20 protein-coding genes are annotated in these 14,985 nt (G+C 35.6%); 2 read left to right on the top strand and 18 right to left on the bottom strand.

Going from position 1 to position 14,985, the window contains the following annotated elements; genetic code table 11:
* Window positions 1-53: 53 nt before the first annotated feature.
* The 7 genes from JOS54_RS01375 to ispF all read right to left on the bottom strand — a co-directional run bounded on the left by JOS54_RS01375 (window position 54) and on the right by ispF (window position 5,471).
* Window positions 54-1,316, bottom strand: a complete 1,263-nt coding sequence (locus JOS54_RS01375) for a UDP-N-acetylglucosamine 1-carboxyvinyltransferase (RefSeq protein WP_203245292.1) — start codon at window positions 1,314-1,316, stop codon at window positions 54-56.
* Complete coding sequence (locus JOS54_RS01370; RefSeq protein ID WP_203245291.1) at window positions 1,300-1,965, bottom strand: HAD family phosphatase; 666 nt, start codon at window positions 1,963-1,965, stop codon at window positions 1,300-1,302. The genes JOS54_RS01375 and JOS54_RS01370 overlap by 17 nt, the downstream gene beginning before the upstream one ends.
* Before the next feature lie 92 nt (window positions 1,966-2,057).
* Window positions 2,058-2,924 (bottom strand): class II fructose-1,6-bisphosphate aldolase, encoded by an 867-nt coding sequence (gene fba, locus JOS54_RS01365; protein WP_203245290.1) that lies wholly within the window; start codon window positions 2,922-2,924, stop codon window positions 2,058-2,060.
* A gap of 81 nt (window positions 2,925-3,005) precedes the next feature.
* Window positions 3,006-3,338, bottom strand: a complete 333-nt coding sequence (gene rpoE, locus JOS54_RS01360; RefSeq protein ID WP_203245289.1) for a DNA-directed RNA polymerase subunit delta — start codon at window positions 3,336-3,338, stop codon at window positions 3,006-3,008.
* Between the two features lie 102 nt (window positions 3,339-3,440).
* On the bottom strand, window positions 3,441-3,788 hold the full coding sequence (locus JOS54_RS01355; RefSeq protein WP_203245288.1) for a DUF1934 family protein: 348 nt from the start codon (window positions 3,786-3,788) through the stop codon (window positions 3,441-3,443).
* A complete protein-coding gene (locus JOS54_RS01350; protein WP_203245287.1) occupies window positions 3,772-4,995 on the bottom strand; it encodes an HD domain-containing protein in 1,224 nt (407 codons plus the stop codon). Before JOS54_RS01350 ends, JOS54_RS01355 begins: the two co-directional genes overlap by 17 nt.
* Entirely contained in the window at window positions 4,995-5,471 is a 477-nt protein-coding gene (gene ispF, locus JOS54_RS01345; protein WP_203245286.1) for a 2-C-methyl-D-erythritol 2,4-cyclodiphosphate synthase, read from the bottom strand. The genes JOS54_RS01350 and ispF overlap by 1 nt, the downstream gene beginning before the upstream one ends.
* A 49-nt stretch (window positions 5,472-5,520) precedes the next feature.
* Here ispF and JOS54_RS01340 point away from each other — a divergent pair, with 49 nt between their 5' ends.
* Window positions 5,521-6,708 (top strand): CCA tRNA nucleotidyltransferase, encoded by a 1,188-nt coding sequence (locus JOS54_RS01340; protein ID WP_203245285.1) that lies wholly within the window; start codon window positions 5,521-5,523, stop codon window positions 6,706-6,708.
* 349 nt (window positions 6,709-7,057) lie between these two features.
* Here JOS54_RS01340 and JOS54_RS01335 read toward each other — a convergent pair whose 3' ends face one another.
* The 5 genes from JOS54_RS01335 to dtd form a co-directional block, all read right to left on the bottom strand.
* Window positions 7,058-7,381 carry a cyclic-di-AMP receptor gene (locus JOS54_RS01335; protein WP_203245284.1) on the bottom strand — a complete coding sequence of 108 codons (324 nt, stop codon included), beginning with the start codon at window positions 7,379-7,381 and terminating at the stop codon, window positions 7,058-7,060.
* A 68-nt stretch (window positions 7,382-7,449) separates the two neighbouring features.
* Complete coding sequence (ychF, locus tag JOS54_RS01330) at window positions 7,450-8,553, bottom strand: redox-regulated ATPase YchF (RefSeq protein ID WP_203245283.1); 1,104 nt, start codon at window positions 8,551-8,553, stop codon at window positions 7,450-7,452.
* A gap of 3 nt (window positions 8,554-8,556) precedes the next feature.
* Window positions 8,557-8,751: a DUF951 domain-containing protein gene (locus JOS54_RS01325; protein WP_203245282.1), complete on the bottom strand. Its 195-nt coding sequence runs from the start codon at window positions 8,749-8,751 to the stop codon at window positions 8,557-8,559.
* Window positions 8,744-9,586, bottom strand: a complete 843-nt coding sequence (folD, locus tag JOS54_RS01320) for a bifunctional methylenetetrahydrofolate dehydrogenase/methenyltetrahydrofolate cyclohydrolase FolD (RefSeq protein WP_203245281.1) — start codon at window positions 9,584-9,586, stop codon at window positions 8,744-8,746. The genes JOS54_RS01325 and folD overlap by 8 nt, the downstream gene beginning before the upstream one ends.
* Window positions 9,574-10,032 carry a D-aminoacyl-tRNA deacylase gene (gene dtd, locus JOS54_RS01315; protein ID WP_203245280.1) on the bottom strand — a complete coding sequence of 153 codons (459 nt, stop codon included), beginning with the start codon at window positions 10,030-10,032 and terminating at the stop codon, window positions 9,574-9,576. Before dtd ends, folD begins: the two co-directional genes overlap by 13 nt.
* A 143-nt stretch (window positions 10,033-10,175) precedes the next feature.
* On the opposite strand from dtd, the gene JOS54_RS01310 reads away from it, so the two are divergent.
* A complete protein-coding gene (locus tag JOS54_RS01310; protein ID WP_203245279.1) occupies window positions 10,176-11,333 on the top strand; it encodes a CHAP domain-containing protein in 1,158 nt (385 codons plus the stop codon).
* 156 nt (window positions 11,334-11,489) lie between these two features.
* On the opposite strand, the gene JOS54_RS01305 is transcribed toward JOS54_RS01310, so the two are convergent.
* From JOS54_RS01305 to JOS54_RS01280, 6 genes are all read right to left on the bottom strand, one after another.
* Window positions 11,490-11,654, bottom strand: coding sequence for a type II toxin-antitoxin system mRNA interferase toxin, RelE/StbE family (locus tag JOS54_RS01305; RefSeq protein ID WP_238928360.1), 165 nt, complete (start codon window positions 11,652-11,654; stop codon window positions 11,490-11,492).
* A gap of 45 nt (window positions 11,655-11,699) precedes the next feature.
* Complete coding sequence (locus tag JOS54_RS01300; protein ID WP_203245278.1) at window positions 11,700-11,969, bottom strand: type II toxin-antitoxin system RelB/DinJ family antitoxin; 270 nt, start codon at window positions 11,967-11,969, stop codon at window positions 11,700-11,702.
* Window positions 11,970-12,273: 304 nt separating this feature from the next.
* Complete coding sequence (locus tag JOS54_RS01295; RefSeq protein WP_203245277.1) at window positions 12,274-13,011, bottom strand: SIS domain-containing protein; 738 nt, start codon at window positions 13,009-13,011, stop codon at window positions 12,274-12,276.
* Between the two features lie 3 nt (window positions 13,012-13,014).
* A complete protein-coding gene (locus tag JOS54_RS01290; RefSeq protein ID WP_203245276.1) occupies window positions 13,015-14,265 on the bottom strand; it encodes a PTS ascorbate transporter subunit IIC in 1,251 nt (416 codons plus the stop codon).
* Window positions 14,265-14,549 carry a PTS sugar transporter subunit IIB gene (locus tag JOS54_RS01285; RefSeq protein ID WP_203245275.1) on the bottom strand — a complete coding sequence of 95 codons (285 nt, stop codon included), beginning with the start codon at window positions 14,547-14,549 and terminating at the stop codon, window positions 14,265-14,267. Before JOS54_RS01285 ends, JOS54_RS01290 begins: the two co-directional genes overlap by 1 nt.
* On the bottom strand, window positions 14,546-14,980 hold the full coding sequence (locus tag JOS54_RS01280; protein ID WP_203245274.1) for a PTS sugar transporter subunit IIA: 435 nt from the start codon (window positions 14,978-14,980) through the stop codon (window positions 14,546-14,548). The genes JOS54_RS01285 and JOS54_RS01280 overlap by 4 nt, the downstream gene beginning before the upstream one ends.
* Window positions 14,981-14,985 lie beyond the last annotated feature (5 nt).

The raw sequence follows: 14,985 nt of genomic DNA, 5'->3' as shown, positions 1-14,985 counted from the left end.
AGTAAGTGCTTATTGCCATAATATATTAACATATTTCTTTTCAATCGCAAGTCTTATTCCACTTCTTCACGCCAAATTTCCGCCCCCAAGGCAATCAATTTTTGGTCGATTTCGGAATAACCACGTTCAATATGATAAATATCATGGATTTCTGTCACCCCATTCGCAATCAAACCTGCCACCAACATGGCTGCTCCACAACGAAGATCCGTAGCGACGACTTTTGCGCCAAACAAAGGTGTTGGACCATGAATCATCGCTTCTCCAGTTCCAACTTCAATATTCGCCCCCATATTATTAAGTTCTTCACAATGCTTAAAACGTTCTTTATAAATTGTTTCTTCCACTCGAGAATCACCATCCGCTTGGGTTAAAAGGGCGGTTAAAGGTTGTTGTAAATCAGTTGGAAAACCGGGATAAATACGGGTGGTAATATCGGTTGTTTTTAAAGAATGGCTTTCACCAACGATAATTTTATCGATTTCAATTTTTAAAGGAACACCCATATCTCTTAGTTTGGAAGTAAGGGCTTCTAAGTGTGTTGGAATGACATTACTAATCGTAACATCCTTTCCACAAGCCGCCGCCATAATCAAGAAAGTACCGGCTTCAATACGGTCAGGGATAATTTCATGAATACAACCATACATCGTACTAACACCATCAATGGTGATAACATCTGTACCGGCCCCACGAACTTTAGCACCCATATTATTTAACAAAGTGGCTACATCAATGATTTCCGGCTCTTTCGCAGCATTTTCAATGGTTGTTCTGCCCTTTGCGTAAACCGCTGCCATCATGATATTAATCGTGGCACCAACAGAAGCAAAATCTAAGAAAATATCCGTTCCCACTAACTCATCAGCATCAATCACATAACAACCTCTTTCATAGGTAACTTTAGCGCCTAATGCCTCAAAACCTTTCAAATGTAAGTCAATTGGTCTAGGCCCTAAATCACAACCACCAGGCATTTTCATCTTGACATGACCATACTTACCTAGCAAAGCACCCATGAAATAATAGGAGGCTCTTAATTTCGTAACGGCTTCATCCACCAAATCCATATCTTGCATATGACCTGGATCGATGATGAGATGATCTTTAGCAACCTGATGTACCTCAACATGCAATAGTTGTAAAATTTTCGTTAAATTTTGTACGTCTGCAATTTGTGGAACACCAACAATTGTAACTGGACCAGAAGCTAAAATGGCGGCTGGGATTAAAGCGACAGTCGCATTCTTCGCTCCTGATATAGAAACTTCTCCACTTAATGTTCTCCCACCTCGAATTTTAATGACTCTCTCCATGATTAACCCCCTCTATCCACTTCACTAATTCACTGATATTCTTCACACAAAAATCCGCTTGGCTTTGGTCTTGCCCATAACGCAAATCTTCTCTTGCAATCGTTATCATGCCTGCATTCTTACCCGCTTGGATACCAATTTGACTATCTTCATAGACAATCGCTTCTTCCACTTTCACATTTAACTGCTTTAAAGCATCTAAATAAATGTCCGGAGCCGGTTTAAAATGGGCTAAATGTTCACCGGATTCAATGTAATTGAAATAAGACTGAATACCCATTTCTTTAATCATATACATCACCGTTTCATAAGGCGATGAAGAACAAACCGCCATTTGAATACCCTCATTCTTTAAAGTTTCTAACGCTTTTGGCACATCTTGAAACATAATATCCCTTGCTTTAAGCGGATTGGTTTGGGTGAAATAAATATAATTTTCTTTGGCAATATCTTCTTTTGGTTTCTTTCCATCTAAAAGTTGGTAAAGAATATCACAGGTTCCCTCCATAGAAGTTCCAATAATCGCGTATATTTTTTCAATTGGACCATTGTATCCCCAAGATTTCATTTGGGCAATGGTTCCTTGCATATAAAAATCCTCTGAATCAAAGAGAATTCCATCCATATCAAATAAAACTGCTTTTATCATAGCTACTATTTTAAAGCAGATTAAAAAGAATGAAAAGCATACAAAAAAGTCAGAGAGGAACTAACTTCCTTCCTGACAAATTCGTTTTTTACTTAAGCCTTGTCGGCTGAACCGAAGTTCTTAATCATTGCAATGACCTTAGCGGTGATTGCGTCTGTACCCGGCTTCAATAATTTACGAGGGTCAAAGCCTTTACCCTGTTGATCCTTACCAGCTTCAATGTAAGCACGAGTAGCCTTCGCAAATTCAATTTGTAGGTCCGTATTAACATTAATCTTAGAAACACCCATGTCAATTGCCTTGTGAATTTGATTAGAAGGAATACCGGAACCACCATGTAATACTAATGGTGTGTGGTTAACAGCTTCATCAATCTTAGCTAATAAATCAAAGTTTAAACCTGCCCAATCAGCCGGATAAACCCCATGAATGTTACCGATACCGGCCGCTAAGAAGTCAACACCTAAACCAGCAATTTCCGCACACTCAGCCGGATCAGCTTGCTCACCATTGGATGTGACACCATCTTCCGTACCACCGATACCGCCAACTTCACATTCTACAGAAACTCCCTTGGCATGTGCTAAAGCGATGATTTCTTTAGACTTTTCTTCATTTTCTTTGAATTCATAGTGTGAACCATCAAACATAACCGATGTGAAACCAGCTTCAATAGCAGCCTTAGCCCCTTCATAAGTACCGTGGTCTAAATGTAACGCTACCGGAACTGTGATACCCATTTGGTCGTGAATGTTCTTAACCATATCAGCAGCTTGCTTGAAACCACACATGTATTTACCGGCCCCTTCTGATACTTGTAAAATCACTGGTGAGTTTGTTTCTTGGGCACCTGCTAAGATAGCTTTTGTCCACTCCATGTTGTTGATGTTGAACGCACCAATCGCATAATGACCCTGACGAGCCTTGTCAATCATTTCTTTAGCCGAAACTAAAACCATAAGACGTAACGTCCTCCTTTATTAACACTAGTATTTTATCCCATTTTTTCCTTTTTTAAAAGTAAAAAGAAAATGCCTCCACTAATTGTCGAAGGCATCATCTCCTTTTGGTAAATCCAAACCAATTACATCCAATTCATCGTCTTCATCATCAAACACAATGTCTTGCGTGTCCACATGAGTTTCATCAAAGCGATGACGATTTCTTAAATCCCAGCGATTGTTCTCAAAAGAAGCGAAGCGTGTATCCAACAATAACTCTGAATAAAATTGACTTTTCTTTCTTCTCTTTTTATCTTCAGGAATATCGAATTTCTTGTTCACCTCATCCCAAAGCTTTAAAAATTCAACCTGTTTTTTGTGTCGACTTAAAAAATCATAAGCCACATCTGTCATAGTTTTATTGACACTCATATAAATTCTCCTTTAATAAATCATTACGCAGTGAATTTCCTAATGAATATAAGGTAAGAATTCAAGATTGTCAATCATTCCACAACTATTTTTAAACGAAACTTACACCAAGGGTTCAACTTTCCAATGAAAATGATGAATTTCATTTTCATTCATTTCATAACTAAGATAAATCTCTCCATTTTTTTTCTCGTATCTAAGCAAACGAACCGGTATTTTCATCACACCATATTCCGAATTAACTTCACAAGAACTATCACCGGAACGACGTAAGATTAAATGCGTTTCCACTTCTGCTTTACGAATAATTTCTATTGTATCATCCTTAAAATTAACTTCTTGTTTGGTTTTTTTATCCAGTTCAAAATAACGCAATTTTCCTTCTGAATAAAATCCAATGCCATCGCTGATCAGGTTTTCTTTTGTGCATAATTTAATCGTCGCTTTCAAGTCTCACCTCTTTAGGAAAGAAAATCTTATTATCATCGTTATCTTTGCCACGTGTTAAGCTACCTACAATCACCGAGGCGGATTCTAATTCTTTGGTGACACCATTTTTCAAGCGTACCCAAATCGCACCTTGTTCATTCTTAACGTACGGCTGATATGGTTTTTGGTTGACCAAATCCTTGGTTAAATAATATTTTTCATCCAATCCTTTTCTTTGTAGTATATGAGCAATTTTCTTTTGATTTTCAGTACTGTAATCCACATAATCAAACAAGTCACGATCTCGTAATCGACCACATAAATCCGCAATAATTGAATCAGGATGGCTCACCCATTGACCAAAAGCATAACTAAAAGCATATTCATCCAAGCGAAAGTATTCTTCTAGTTCTAATTTTTCCCCTTGTAAAATGGGCTCTATGATTTCTATTCTTTCCCCTTGTAATGGAATATCCTTCAAACGACGAAACAAGGAATGAAGAATACTTTCAAAAGCACGTGCAACGGGATGGTAATACACCTGCCAATACATGTGGTAACGAGCCATAATATAGTTTTCCACCGCATACACGCCCGATTCCTTCACCACCAATTGACGATCATCATGCACCCGAATCACACGCAATATTCTTTCCAAATCAAATTCACCATATTTCGTTCCCGTAAAATATGCATCTCTTAATAAATAATCCATTCGATCCGCATCCAATTGAGAAGAAATTAATTGGCTTAATAAAGGATTTTGACTTTCGTGACGAATGACATCCGCTACTTCTTTAGCTAAACCTTTCGAAGCACGATTTAAGATTTCCGTGATTTCTGTATTTTCTTCAATGATGCGACAAGTAAAGACTTCATGATTTTCATTGGTAATAGCTTCCAAGGCATGGGAATAGGGACCATGGCCAATATCATGCAATAAGCCTGCCAACATCGCAATCATCTTTTCCCTTTGATTCAGAGATTTTTCTAAATCCGGAATTTCTGTCACCATACGACGTACTAATTCATACACCCCTAACGAATGAGAAAAGCGTGTATGCTCAGCCGTATGATAGACAACCGAAGCACCACCCAATTGACGAATACGACGCAAACGTTGAAACCAACGATTATTGATAACATCCCAAACCACTTGATATTCAACATGAATATAACCATGAATAGGATCTCTTAATACTTTTACTTCATTTGTTTTATGAAACATTATTTATCTTCCTCCAATAAAACAACCGCTTGTGCCATAGCCCCTTCTTGGCGACCAATAAAACCAAGTCTTTCACCTCTTGTTGCCTTGACATTCACTTTATTTTCATCACATTCACAAAGTAATGCAATATTTTCTTTCATCTTAGCAATATAAGGATTCATCTTTGGTCGTTCAATCAATATTAAGCTATCAATATTGCCAATGTGATAACGCTGTTGTTTCATCTTCCGGATAACATCTTTTAATAAAACAGAAGATGCTATTCCTTTATACGCTGGATCTTGATCAGAAAACCAAGTTCCCAAATCCCCTAGACCTAAGGCTCCTAATATTGCTTCCGCAATAGCGTGTAATAGCGCATCCGCATCACTGTGTCCTTGTAAGCCTTGTTCATAGTCAATTTTTACAGCACCTAAGATTAAATCACGTCCCTTCACAAAGGGATGTATATCCGTGGATTGTCCTATTCTCATAAAAGCTCCTTTTTCTTTATTATACTAGCTTTTTCTCTATAATAAGAGTATGGAACTAGACTTACCTAAGTATGTACAAGAATTAATGCAAGAATTGGAAAGCCATGGCTATGAAGCTTATTTGGTTGGTGGTGCTATCCGCAATCATCTTTTGGCTTATCCTATCAAGGATTATGATTTAACCACCAATGCGACACCAGAAGAAATGGTTCGTATTTTCAAACAGTATCCAACCATCCCAACCGGTATTCAACATGGCACTTTAACAGTTTTAAGCAAAGGTCATCCAATTGAAATTACTACCTATCGAGTAGATGGGGAATATCGTGATCACCGTCATCCTAAACAAGTACAATTTTCTTCTTCCTTACAAGAAGATTGTGCTCGTCGTGATTTTACAATCAATGCACTTTGTTACAGTAAGAAAAATGGATTAGTGGATTTTTTCCATGGGCAAAAGGATTTAAAAGAAGGGTGTGTTCGTTGTATTGGTAATGCTCAAGATCGTTTCGAAGAAGATGCTTTGCGTATTTTAAGAGCACTGCGTTTTGCGGCAAGATTGAACTTTACGATTGAAGAAGAAACAGCGAAAGCTATGTTTGCAAAGAAAAACTTATTAGCTTTTATTTCCAAGGAAAGAATTCATGCAGAACTAACACAATTATTCACTTATACAAGGAGCGGTCAATTTCTTAAACAATACTTTACTATTTTCGTGGCTGCTATTCCTGCTTTAGCGAACATTCAAAAAGAAGTGGTTTTTAAAGCTATTCAAAAAGAACCTTTGTCGCAAATCAGTCGTTTAGCTATCTTGTTTTCTACAGTACCAAACTACCATTCTGTTTTAAAAGACTTTACTTTCAGTAATCAAGAAATACATCAAATCGAAAACATTCTTCAATACCAATCTCTTCCCTTACAAGAAGATTATGATGGTTATCGTATTCTTTCTTATTTTGAGAATATAGAAGATTACCTTTTATATAGAACTGCTTTAGATGCTTCCTTGGATGGCGCACAACTTTCATCATGGTTTCAAAAGCTCAAAGAAAAACCCATTCCAACCTCTTTATCCCAGTTGCAATTTACCGGTCACGATGCTCAAGCATTAGGATACAAGGGCATTGAAATTAAACATTTATTACAAGAATTATTAAACCTTTGTATGCAAGAAAAATTAAAGAATGCCCATCCTATCTTATGGGAATATGCCCAAAAAAAGTTCAAGTCAAAATAAACATCCTCTAATCAAACTAGAGGATGTTTATTGATAACTCAAAAAAATCTTTATGTTTGTAAAAATACAACAACATCCATGTTTCTACCTATTTTTTCCTATATCCTATTGATTGGGTGCAGTGTCGCAATCATAGGTATAGATAACTCCAATCTCTTTACCTTGCAAATGGTTGTTTTTAAGCTAGGTTCCTATTCCTTCATGCAAATCATTTTGATGATGAACCGTTTCATACATAATAACTATTCTTTTCCTTTCTACAAATCCCTATCTATCCTAACCATCCATTAACAAATAAAAAGATAACTTATCTAAGAATTCTCTTCTCTTCAAAATTACCCTCTTAGGCTTATAACTTCTTAAATTGATCCACGTCTAAGACAAAGACAGTTGCTCCACCCACTTGAACTTCAACTGGGAAGGAAGCGTAATGACTTAAATCATACGATGCAGTGGATGGCACAATCTCTGTTCTCTTCTTGGCTTCCGTACCAATAATTTCAATACATTTTTCCACCAAGTCATCTTCTGTCCCCACAATGAAGGTCGTATTCCCCGCTCTTAAAAATCCTCCTGTGGTCGCTAATTTCGTCATATAGAAATTATTTTCCATCAAGGCGGCCGACACCGCTGTCGCATCGTCGTTAGAGACAATCGCTAATACAAGTTTCATAGGATTCTCCTCCTTTTATCATTTTTATCATACCATAAGCACGTTCTATTCTTCACAATTTTTTAAGATTAAACATTAAAACGGAAGAAGACGACATCGCCATCTTTCATGACATATTCCTTACCTTCTAAACGCATCTTCCCATGTTCTTTAATAGACTGCTCTGTTCGGTATTCCCTTAAATCTTCGTACGAATAAACCTCAGCCCGAATAAATCCTCGTTCAAAATCAGTATGAATAACCCCTGCGCATTGCGGTGCCTTCATACCTTCATGGAACGTCCATGCTCGACACTCCGGTTCACCAACTGTAAAGAAAGTTCTTAAACCTAATAAATGATATGTCGCCTTAATAATTTGATCTAAACCGGATTGTTGAATACCTAAATCCTCTAAGAAAGCTTTCTTTTCTTCTTTCTCTAAAGAAGATAGTTCTTCTTCCATCTTGGCACAAATCGCAATACATTGGCTATTCTCCTTTTTGGCAAAGGCTTCTACAGCTTGATAATATGAATTCTTGGTTGGATGACTGATTTCTTCATCTGACATATTCGCTACATAGATAACCGGTTTAAAACTTAATAAACCATAGTTACGAATAAAATCTTTTTCTTCTTCGCTTAAATCCAATAAACGAATTGGTGTACCGGCTTCTAAGGCTGGCTTTAATTTTTCTAAGACCTTCACTTCTTTCATCGCTTCCGCATCTTTGGAAGAAGTGGCTTTCCTTGCGATTTTACCATAACGATTTTCAACCGTATCTAAATCCGCCAAGCACAATTCCAAACTAATTTCTTCAATATCACGAATAGGATTAACGCTTCCTTCCACATGTTCAATATTGTTATCATCAAAGCAACGCACAACATGAATAATCGCATCCGTTTGACGAATGTTGGCTAAAAATTGATTACCTAATCCTTCCCCTTTTGAAGCCCCTTTCACAAGTCCGGCAATATCGGTAAATTCAAAGGTGGTATAAATGGTTTTTTTAGGATTAAAAATCTTGACAAATTCCTCCATGCGATAATCCGGCACTTCCACCACACCAACATTTGGTTGGATGGTAGCGAAGGGATAATTCTCCGCTAAAACTTGGCTATTCGTAATCGCATTAAATAAAGTAGATTTACCAACATTTGGCAAACCAACAATTCCAGCTGTTAATGACATCGTTTATTCCTCTGCTCTTTCAACAATCTTTTTTAGTTTTTTTTCAAATTCAAATCTAGGCATCATAATGGTCTTTTGACAACCTTGACATTGGATTTTAATATCTGCTCCCACTCTTGTGATTGTCCAAAGCTTTGATTTATGACAAGGGTGTTCCTTCTTCATCTCCACAATATCGCCAATATGAATATCAATCATGGTATCTCCTTTGGTGTGCATAATAGGTATTCCACAGTAACATTGTAATTGTCATTGGTCCTACTCCTTTTGGTACTGGGGTAATGTAGGACACCTTATCTAAAACATCTTCCGTGTCCACATCTCCACAAAGTTTTCCATCTGCCATACGATTAACACCAACATCAATCACAATCGCTTCTTCTTTAACATCCTCTTTTTTAATAAACTTTGCTTTGCCTACCGCTACGATAAGAATATCTGCTTGTTTCGTAAAATAAGACACATCTTTGGTTTTTGAGTGGCATATCGTTACTGTCGAATTCGCATCCACCAATAAATGAGACACCGGAGCTCCAACCAAATGACTTCTACCCACCACAACGGCGTGTTTGCCTTCTAATTCAATTGGCAAGGATTTCAAGATAGCCATAATACCTAATGGCGTGCATGGCACAAACGTTTCTTCATTGCGATATAGTTTACCAACACTAGTTCCAGTTAAACCATCCACATCCTTTTCCGAAGCAATGCTTTGTACCACAACATCTTGGTTAATTTGTTTTGGAAGTGGTAATTGAACTAAAATACCGTCTACCGTTTCATCTTTATTAAGTTGTTTCACAAGGGATAGGATTTCTTCTTGACAACTATCTTGTGGATAAACGTAGGTCTTAGTTTTTATTCCCACTTGCGCGCAGGCTTTTTCTTTCCCCTTTACATAAGAAGCAGAAGCCGGATCGTCTCCCACTAAAACAACTGCTAAAGTAACAGGTTTAGAACTTTGGCGGATTTGTTCAGATAATTGTTGGCGAATTTGTACCGCAATTTCATTACCATAAATCATTTTCCCCATGACATCTCCTGACTATCCATGTATATCGTAATTGGTCCATCATTTTGTAAGCAAACTTGCATATCAGCACCAAACTCCCCTTCTTCCACAACAATCCCCAAATTTCTTAGAGTTTCATTGAAATACAGATATAATTCCTTGGAATGTTCAGGCTTTCCTGCTTCTGTAAATCCTGGGCGATTGCCTTTTCTTGTGTCCGCAAATAAAGTAAATTGACTAATCGAAAGAATAGAACCTTGTTTATCTAAGATAGACCGATTCATTTTTCCATTTTCATCATCGAAAATTCGTAAAAGGCTTACTTTTTTTGCCATGTGCTCCACAATAGCCTTTGTGTCAGCATCGTGAATACCCACTAAAATCATATATCCATGTTCGATTTGACCAACGATTTTTTGATTAATTTCAACACTGGCTTCTTTCACTCTTTGTATAATAATTCGCATGTGTTCATTATACCAAAGCTAACCTCAATATTATAGAGAATGCTAAAAATGAGTGAAGAATTTAATTCGTATAATCTTGTGAAGATTATGTGAAAAAACGTCAAAACTTGCTAAAGAAGGGTAACTTACTATAGAATGTACTTATGCTGAATAAAAAACTGAAAAGAATTGGCTCATTTATGGTCAGTTTAGCTACAGCTTGTGTATTCGCAGTAGCTAATAGTGCTCCCTCTATTGTAAGGGCGGCGGGCAATGATACAAGTACCACCATTGCTGATTTACCTTTAATTGAAGTTAGCATGGAAGACTCCAATCCAAAAGAAACCATTAAGAACCTTGTTATACAAAATTGTGCTCAATACGATAAGAATATTGATATTAATAATGTTGATTTCACGAAGAGCACTGCTGAAATTTCTGATTTTGATCGGACTGTTTCTGGTATTCAATCTGTGACTGCTAAAATCAATCTTGTTTATCGTAATAAGAACATTTCGAATGACTCCGTTGGTTATTCATTAGTTCAAAACGTTATGGTAAAAGTTGAACAGAGTGGCGCACCAATCTTACGCTTAAAGAGTAATAGAGTTGTTGTGAATAATGGTGATAAATGGAATCCTGCTAACTATGTTTCCTATGTAAATGATGAATCCGGTGTATTACCGGTTCTTAAGTACTCAGGAAAGGTAGATATGAATAAGGATGGTCGTTATAAGGTAACTTATATGGCGGTTGATGTTGATGGTAACTCCACTTCCACTACCTTGGAAGTGATTGTTCGTACGCCGACAGAAGTCAAAGATGCTGTCGAAAGAGATAAGAAAAAACTGGAAGAAAAGAAGAAAGAAAAGGAAAAGAAAAAGAAAGAATTAGAGAAAAAAAGGAAGAAAGAGGAAGAAATGAAACAAGCTTCTCAAGATTCTTCTGATGACTCTGATGCTGAAAGTTCTAGTCCTAACGCAATAAGAGGTGGAGGAAATAATCCTTATGGTGGCGGTTGGTCCAATTGTACCTTCGGGGCATGGCAGGCTGCTCACGATCGTTCTTCGGTTAATTTACCGAACTGGGGAAATGCTGGAGCTTGGATTTCTAATGCTAGAAGGACTGGTTACGCTACAGGTTCTGCTCCAAGAGCCGGTTCTATTGTTGTTTATTCTCACCACGTTGCTTATGTGACAGAGGTTTCCGGTGATCGTGTCCATATCGTAGAAGGTAACTTCAATGGTCACTATAATGAGCGCTGGGTATCTCGTTATGGAACGGGTACACAATCTCTACGTGGTTATATCTATTTGAAGTGAAAAAAAGTGCTAAAAGAAGCGTTCAGTTAGAAATTTAGAAAAATCATATTTAACCGAAGTCTTTAAGTAGTGAAAAACCACCAGCATAATGTACCGACCTCCAATCATTAGATTTTTGGTCTAACTTTTGGGGGTCGGTACATAACTGGTGGTTTTTCATAATACTAAAAGCCGGGCAGGTTCTATATGGCACTCTCTTGTCCCCTTATAAGTTCCTGAAAGGTCATGATCTCTATACTTCATATCAAGTTTTTTACCTTCTGCTAATAAACCTACGACCTCAAACAGCTTTTCTAAATTTTTATTTTGTTTTTTTTGCAAGTTTAAGGTCTTTCTTAAACTGTGTTGTAAACTTTATTTCGTATTTCATGCTTCCAATGCTTCCCTTAAATCATCTATATTAGAATAGCCCTTCACACTGCTATCTCTTGCAATATTTCTTCCTTCTTCTATTGCCTTAATAGTAGTATTTGGTATCTCTAGTTTCAAATTAAAAGGAATGCCATTTTCTCTAATGGTTGCTCTTAAAAATATATTGATAGCAGTTGTCATATTAAGCCCCAATTCAGAAAATATTACTTCTGCTTGGTCTTTAACTTCTTTATCTATTCTGATATTCAAATTTGTTGTTGCCATAATATCTACCTCCGTTCTTAAATATATTATGCTATTGTTTCGTGCATTATCAATACATGGTCATTATAAACTACATGTATCTGTAGCTTTATTGCATCTATCTGCTCTTATAATTCCAGGAGATAGACACATTTCTATTATCCTTGAATAAATCCCGGCAAGCACTATATGGAGTGAACCCAATTTCTTGGGCGTTAAAATAATATACAAAAAAGAATGATTTTTAACCTTCATTCTCTTCTATTTTCGGGTAAACCCTACGTTTGTGTACATTACCGATTAAACCACTTTTATTTGTTTAAACTTATAATTTATAATGAATTGTGCTTTTATATTTTTTAAATAATTCCTCATTCAATTTATCTCCACCATCTAAATTCGCTGAATAGAAAATTGGTAATGGTGATACATTTTTTTCTGATAAATTATTACAAACTTGTACAACTATTTCATTTAAAATACTTGCTCCTACAACAGTAGACGTTGGAGCTATTTTTTGTTTATAACCATCTATACTACAACTAGCATCTCCTATATCTCCATGATTATCAATCACAACATCTGAAATTTCTAACATTCTTAACTTTGATGAATGTCTACTAAGAGTAGATAAAGAATATTTTTTATTAGTAATACAAGCTATAATAACTCCTTTTGATTTTGCATATAAAGCTAAATCAATTGCTACAGGATTTCTTCCTGATACTGAATGTACTATTAGTAAATCTCCTTTCTTAAATTCTACATTTTCTCCTATTATAGTTCCATAACCTTCAAGTCTTTCCATTTTACTTGTTGAAGTAATAGGAGAAATATCAAGCATAACTTCTTTTGCAAATATAGGATTGATAGTAATAAGTCCTCCTGCACGATAAAATAATTCTTGTGTTAAAATACCTGCATGACTTGCCCCAAAAATAAATATAGATTTATTATTCATAATATTTTCAGACATTATAGAGGCAACTTTTATCATGTTATCTTTTTCTTGGTGTTTAACAATCTCTAATAACTCGTAAATTTTATCAAAATAGGAAAACATTAATTAAAATCCTCTAAATAATTGAGAAACTAACTTACCTAAAATTCCCATTAAAGAAAGATCATTTCCACCAAAAACTAACATCCAGTTTTGTATTGTTGTACTATAAATAACGGCTGATATACCTACAAGTAAAACCATTGCTAAAGAGGCAACTGCTGTTCCAATTATAGCTCCTCTTAAACCACCTTGCCCCTCACCAATTACTGCAGCTCCTCCACATTCAAAAAAGCTTGTAATAACTAATGGAACTAGCATAACTCCAAATACATGAGATGTATTTACAAAAATAATTAAAATGGTTGAAGTAATCATCGCAACTAAAAATCCAATTAACACTGCATTTGGTTTATAGTTAAATAAAATGGGTATATCAAATGCTGGTTTTGCATTTGGAACAAGTTTTTCTGCAATACCTTGGAATGCTGGAATAATTTGATTTATAAGTAATCTTACTCCATACAACATAACAAGTAATCCTGCCCCAAATTTAATACCTGCATTTAAAGCAAACATTATAATATTAGAACCCTTAGGAACAAAGCCTGGTGAAATTATGGCAGTGATTATATACATTAAGAATAAAACCAGCCCACTTGTGATCGAAATTTCTCTAAAGAATGATAAATTTTTAGGTATATTAATCGATTCGGTTGATTTACTCTTATCACCAAACATTTTAGCTGCAACACCTGATATAAGAGATAAAATCCCTGTTGGATGTCCAATTAAGAACGAATCATCTCCAACAACATCCCACACAAATTTTCTCATAATCCAAGGCATAAATGACCAATAACATGCTGATAAAAAGGCACTAAGTATAATTGTTGCAGTATTGCTTAATCCTGATTCCACACTTATCGCAACAAATATAAATGGAAACCACCAAAGCATGTGTCCTGTTAGAAATATAGTTTTAATAGGTGTAAATCTTGCGATTAACAAGTGAATTAATAAGCCTAAAAACATTGATATGCCAACTATTCCACCATAATTTGCTGTAAATGTTACATCTGTTAATCCATCAGCAACAACAACTCCTAATCGTGATTGAACGGCTTGGTTTATAGGTACAATTTGTCCAACTAAGATATTGACACCTTCTGTTAGTATTACCATCCCAAAGGCAACCGTTAATGTACCTTTAATACTATCTGATATCGATTTCTTTTGTAAAACTAATCCGATTAGCGCTATAAGTGCTAATAAGATAGGTGGATTTCTTAATATATTATCTGTTAAAAAACTCATTATTCATTTCCCCTTTCACTTAAATACTGTTTTAAAGCATCTTTTACTTCCTCTTTATCCATATATTTTTTTATAGGATAAACCGGCTTTGTTGTATTTCTTGACAATTCTTCTTTTAGTTCACTACTTGTTAAGTAAACATCAGCGTCCATCGATTTTGCCGAAGATAAATCTGTATTTTCCACTTCTGCATCTATATTTAATTCACGAATAGCTTTATCAATTGTCATTTTAAGAACCATTGAGCTACCTACCCCAAAGCCACATACTGCCAAAATCTTCATTTTCCCACCTCCTTCATCATTTCTTTTATTTCTTCAATATTTCCATTTAATATACATTCAAAATATTTTTGATTACCAAAAATACTTACAATTTTTTGTAATGATTCTAAATGGGAATGATTATCTTTTGTTGCTAGTACAAGCATAATTTTTACTGGTTTTCCAAGTAAATCAACAGCTTCCTTTAATACGAGTAAACTCATTGCTTGCTCATTTACATATTGACTAGGCTTTGCATGCATTAATGCAAAATAGTCTGTTAAAACCATATAAGGACCATTTTGTATTACAGAATTTTTCATTTCTTCAATATATTGTTTTACAATTTTTTTATCGTCTAATATTGGCTTACTAGCAAGTTCTAAAGCCTCTTGCCAAGATTCTGTTTTATCTTTTACTAATACGTATTGGGGTGAAATAAGATAATTCATAGTTC

The sequence above is a fragment of the Bulleidia sp. zg-1006 genome (assembly GCF_016812035.1).
In the GTDB taxonomy this organism is placed as follows: domain Bacteria; phylum Bacillota_I; class Bacilli_A; order Erysipelotrichales; family Erysipelotrichaceae; genus Bulleidia.
This window is presented reverse-complemented; position numbering and strand designations above follow the sequence as displayed.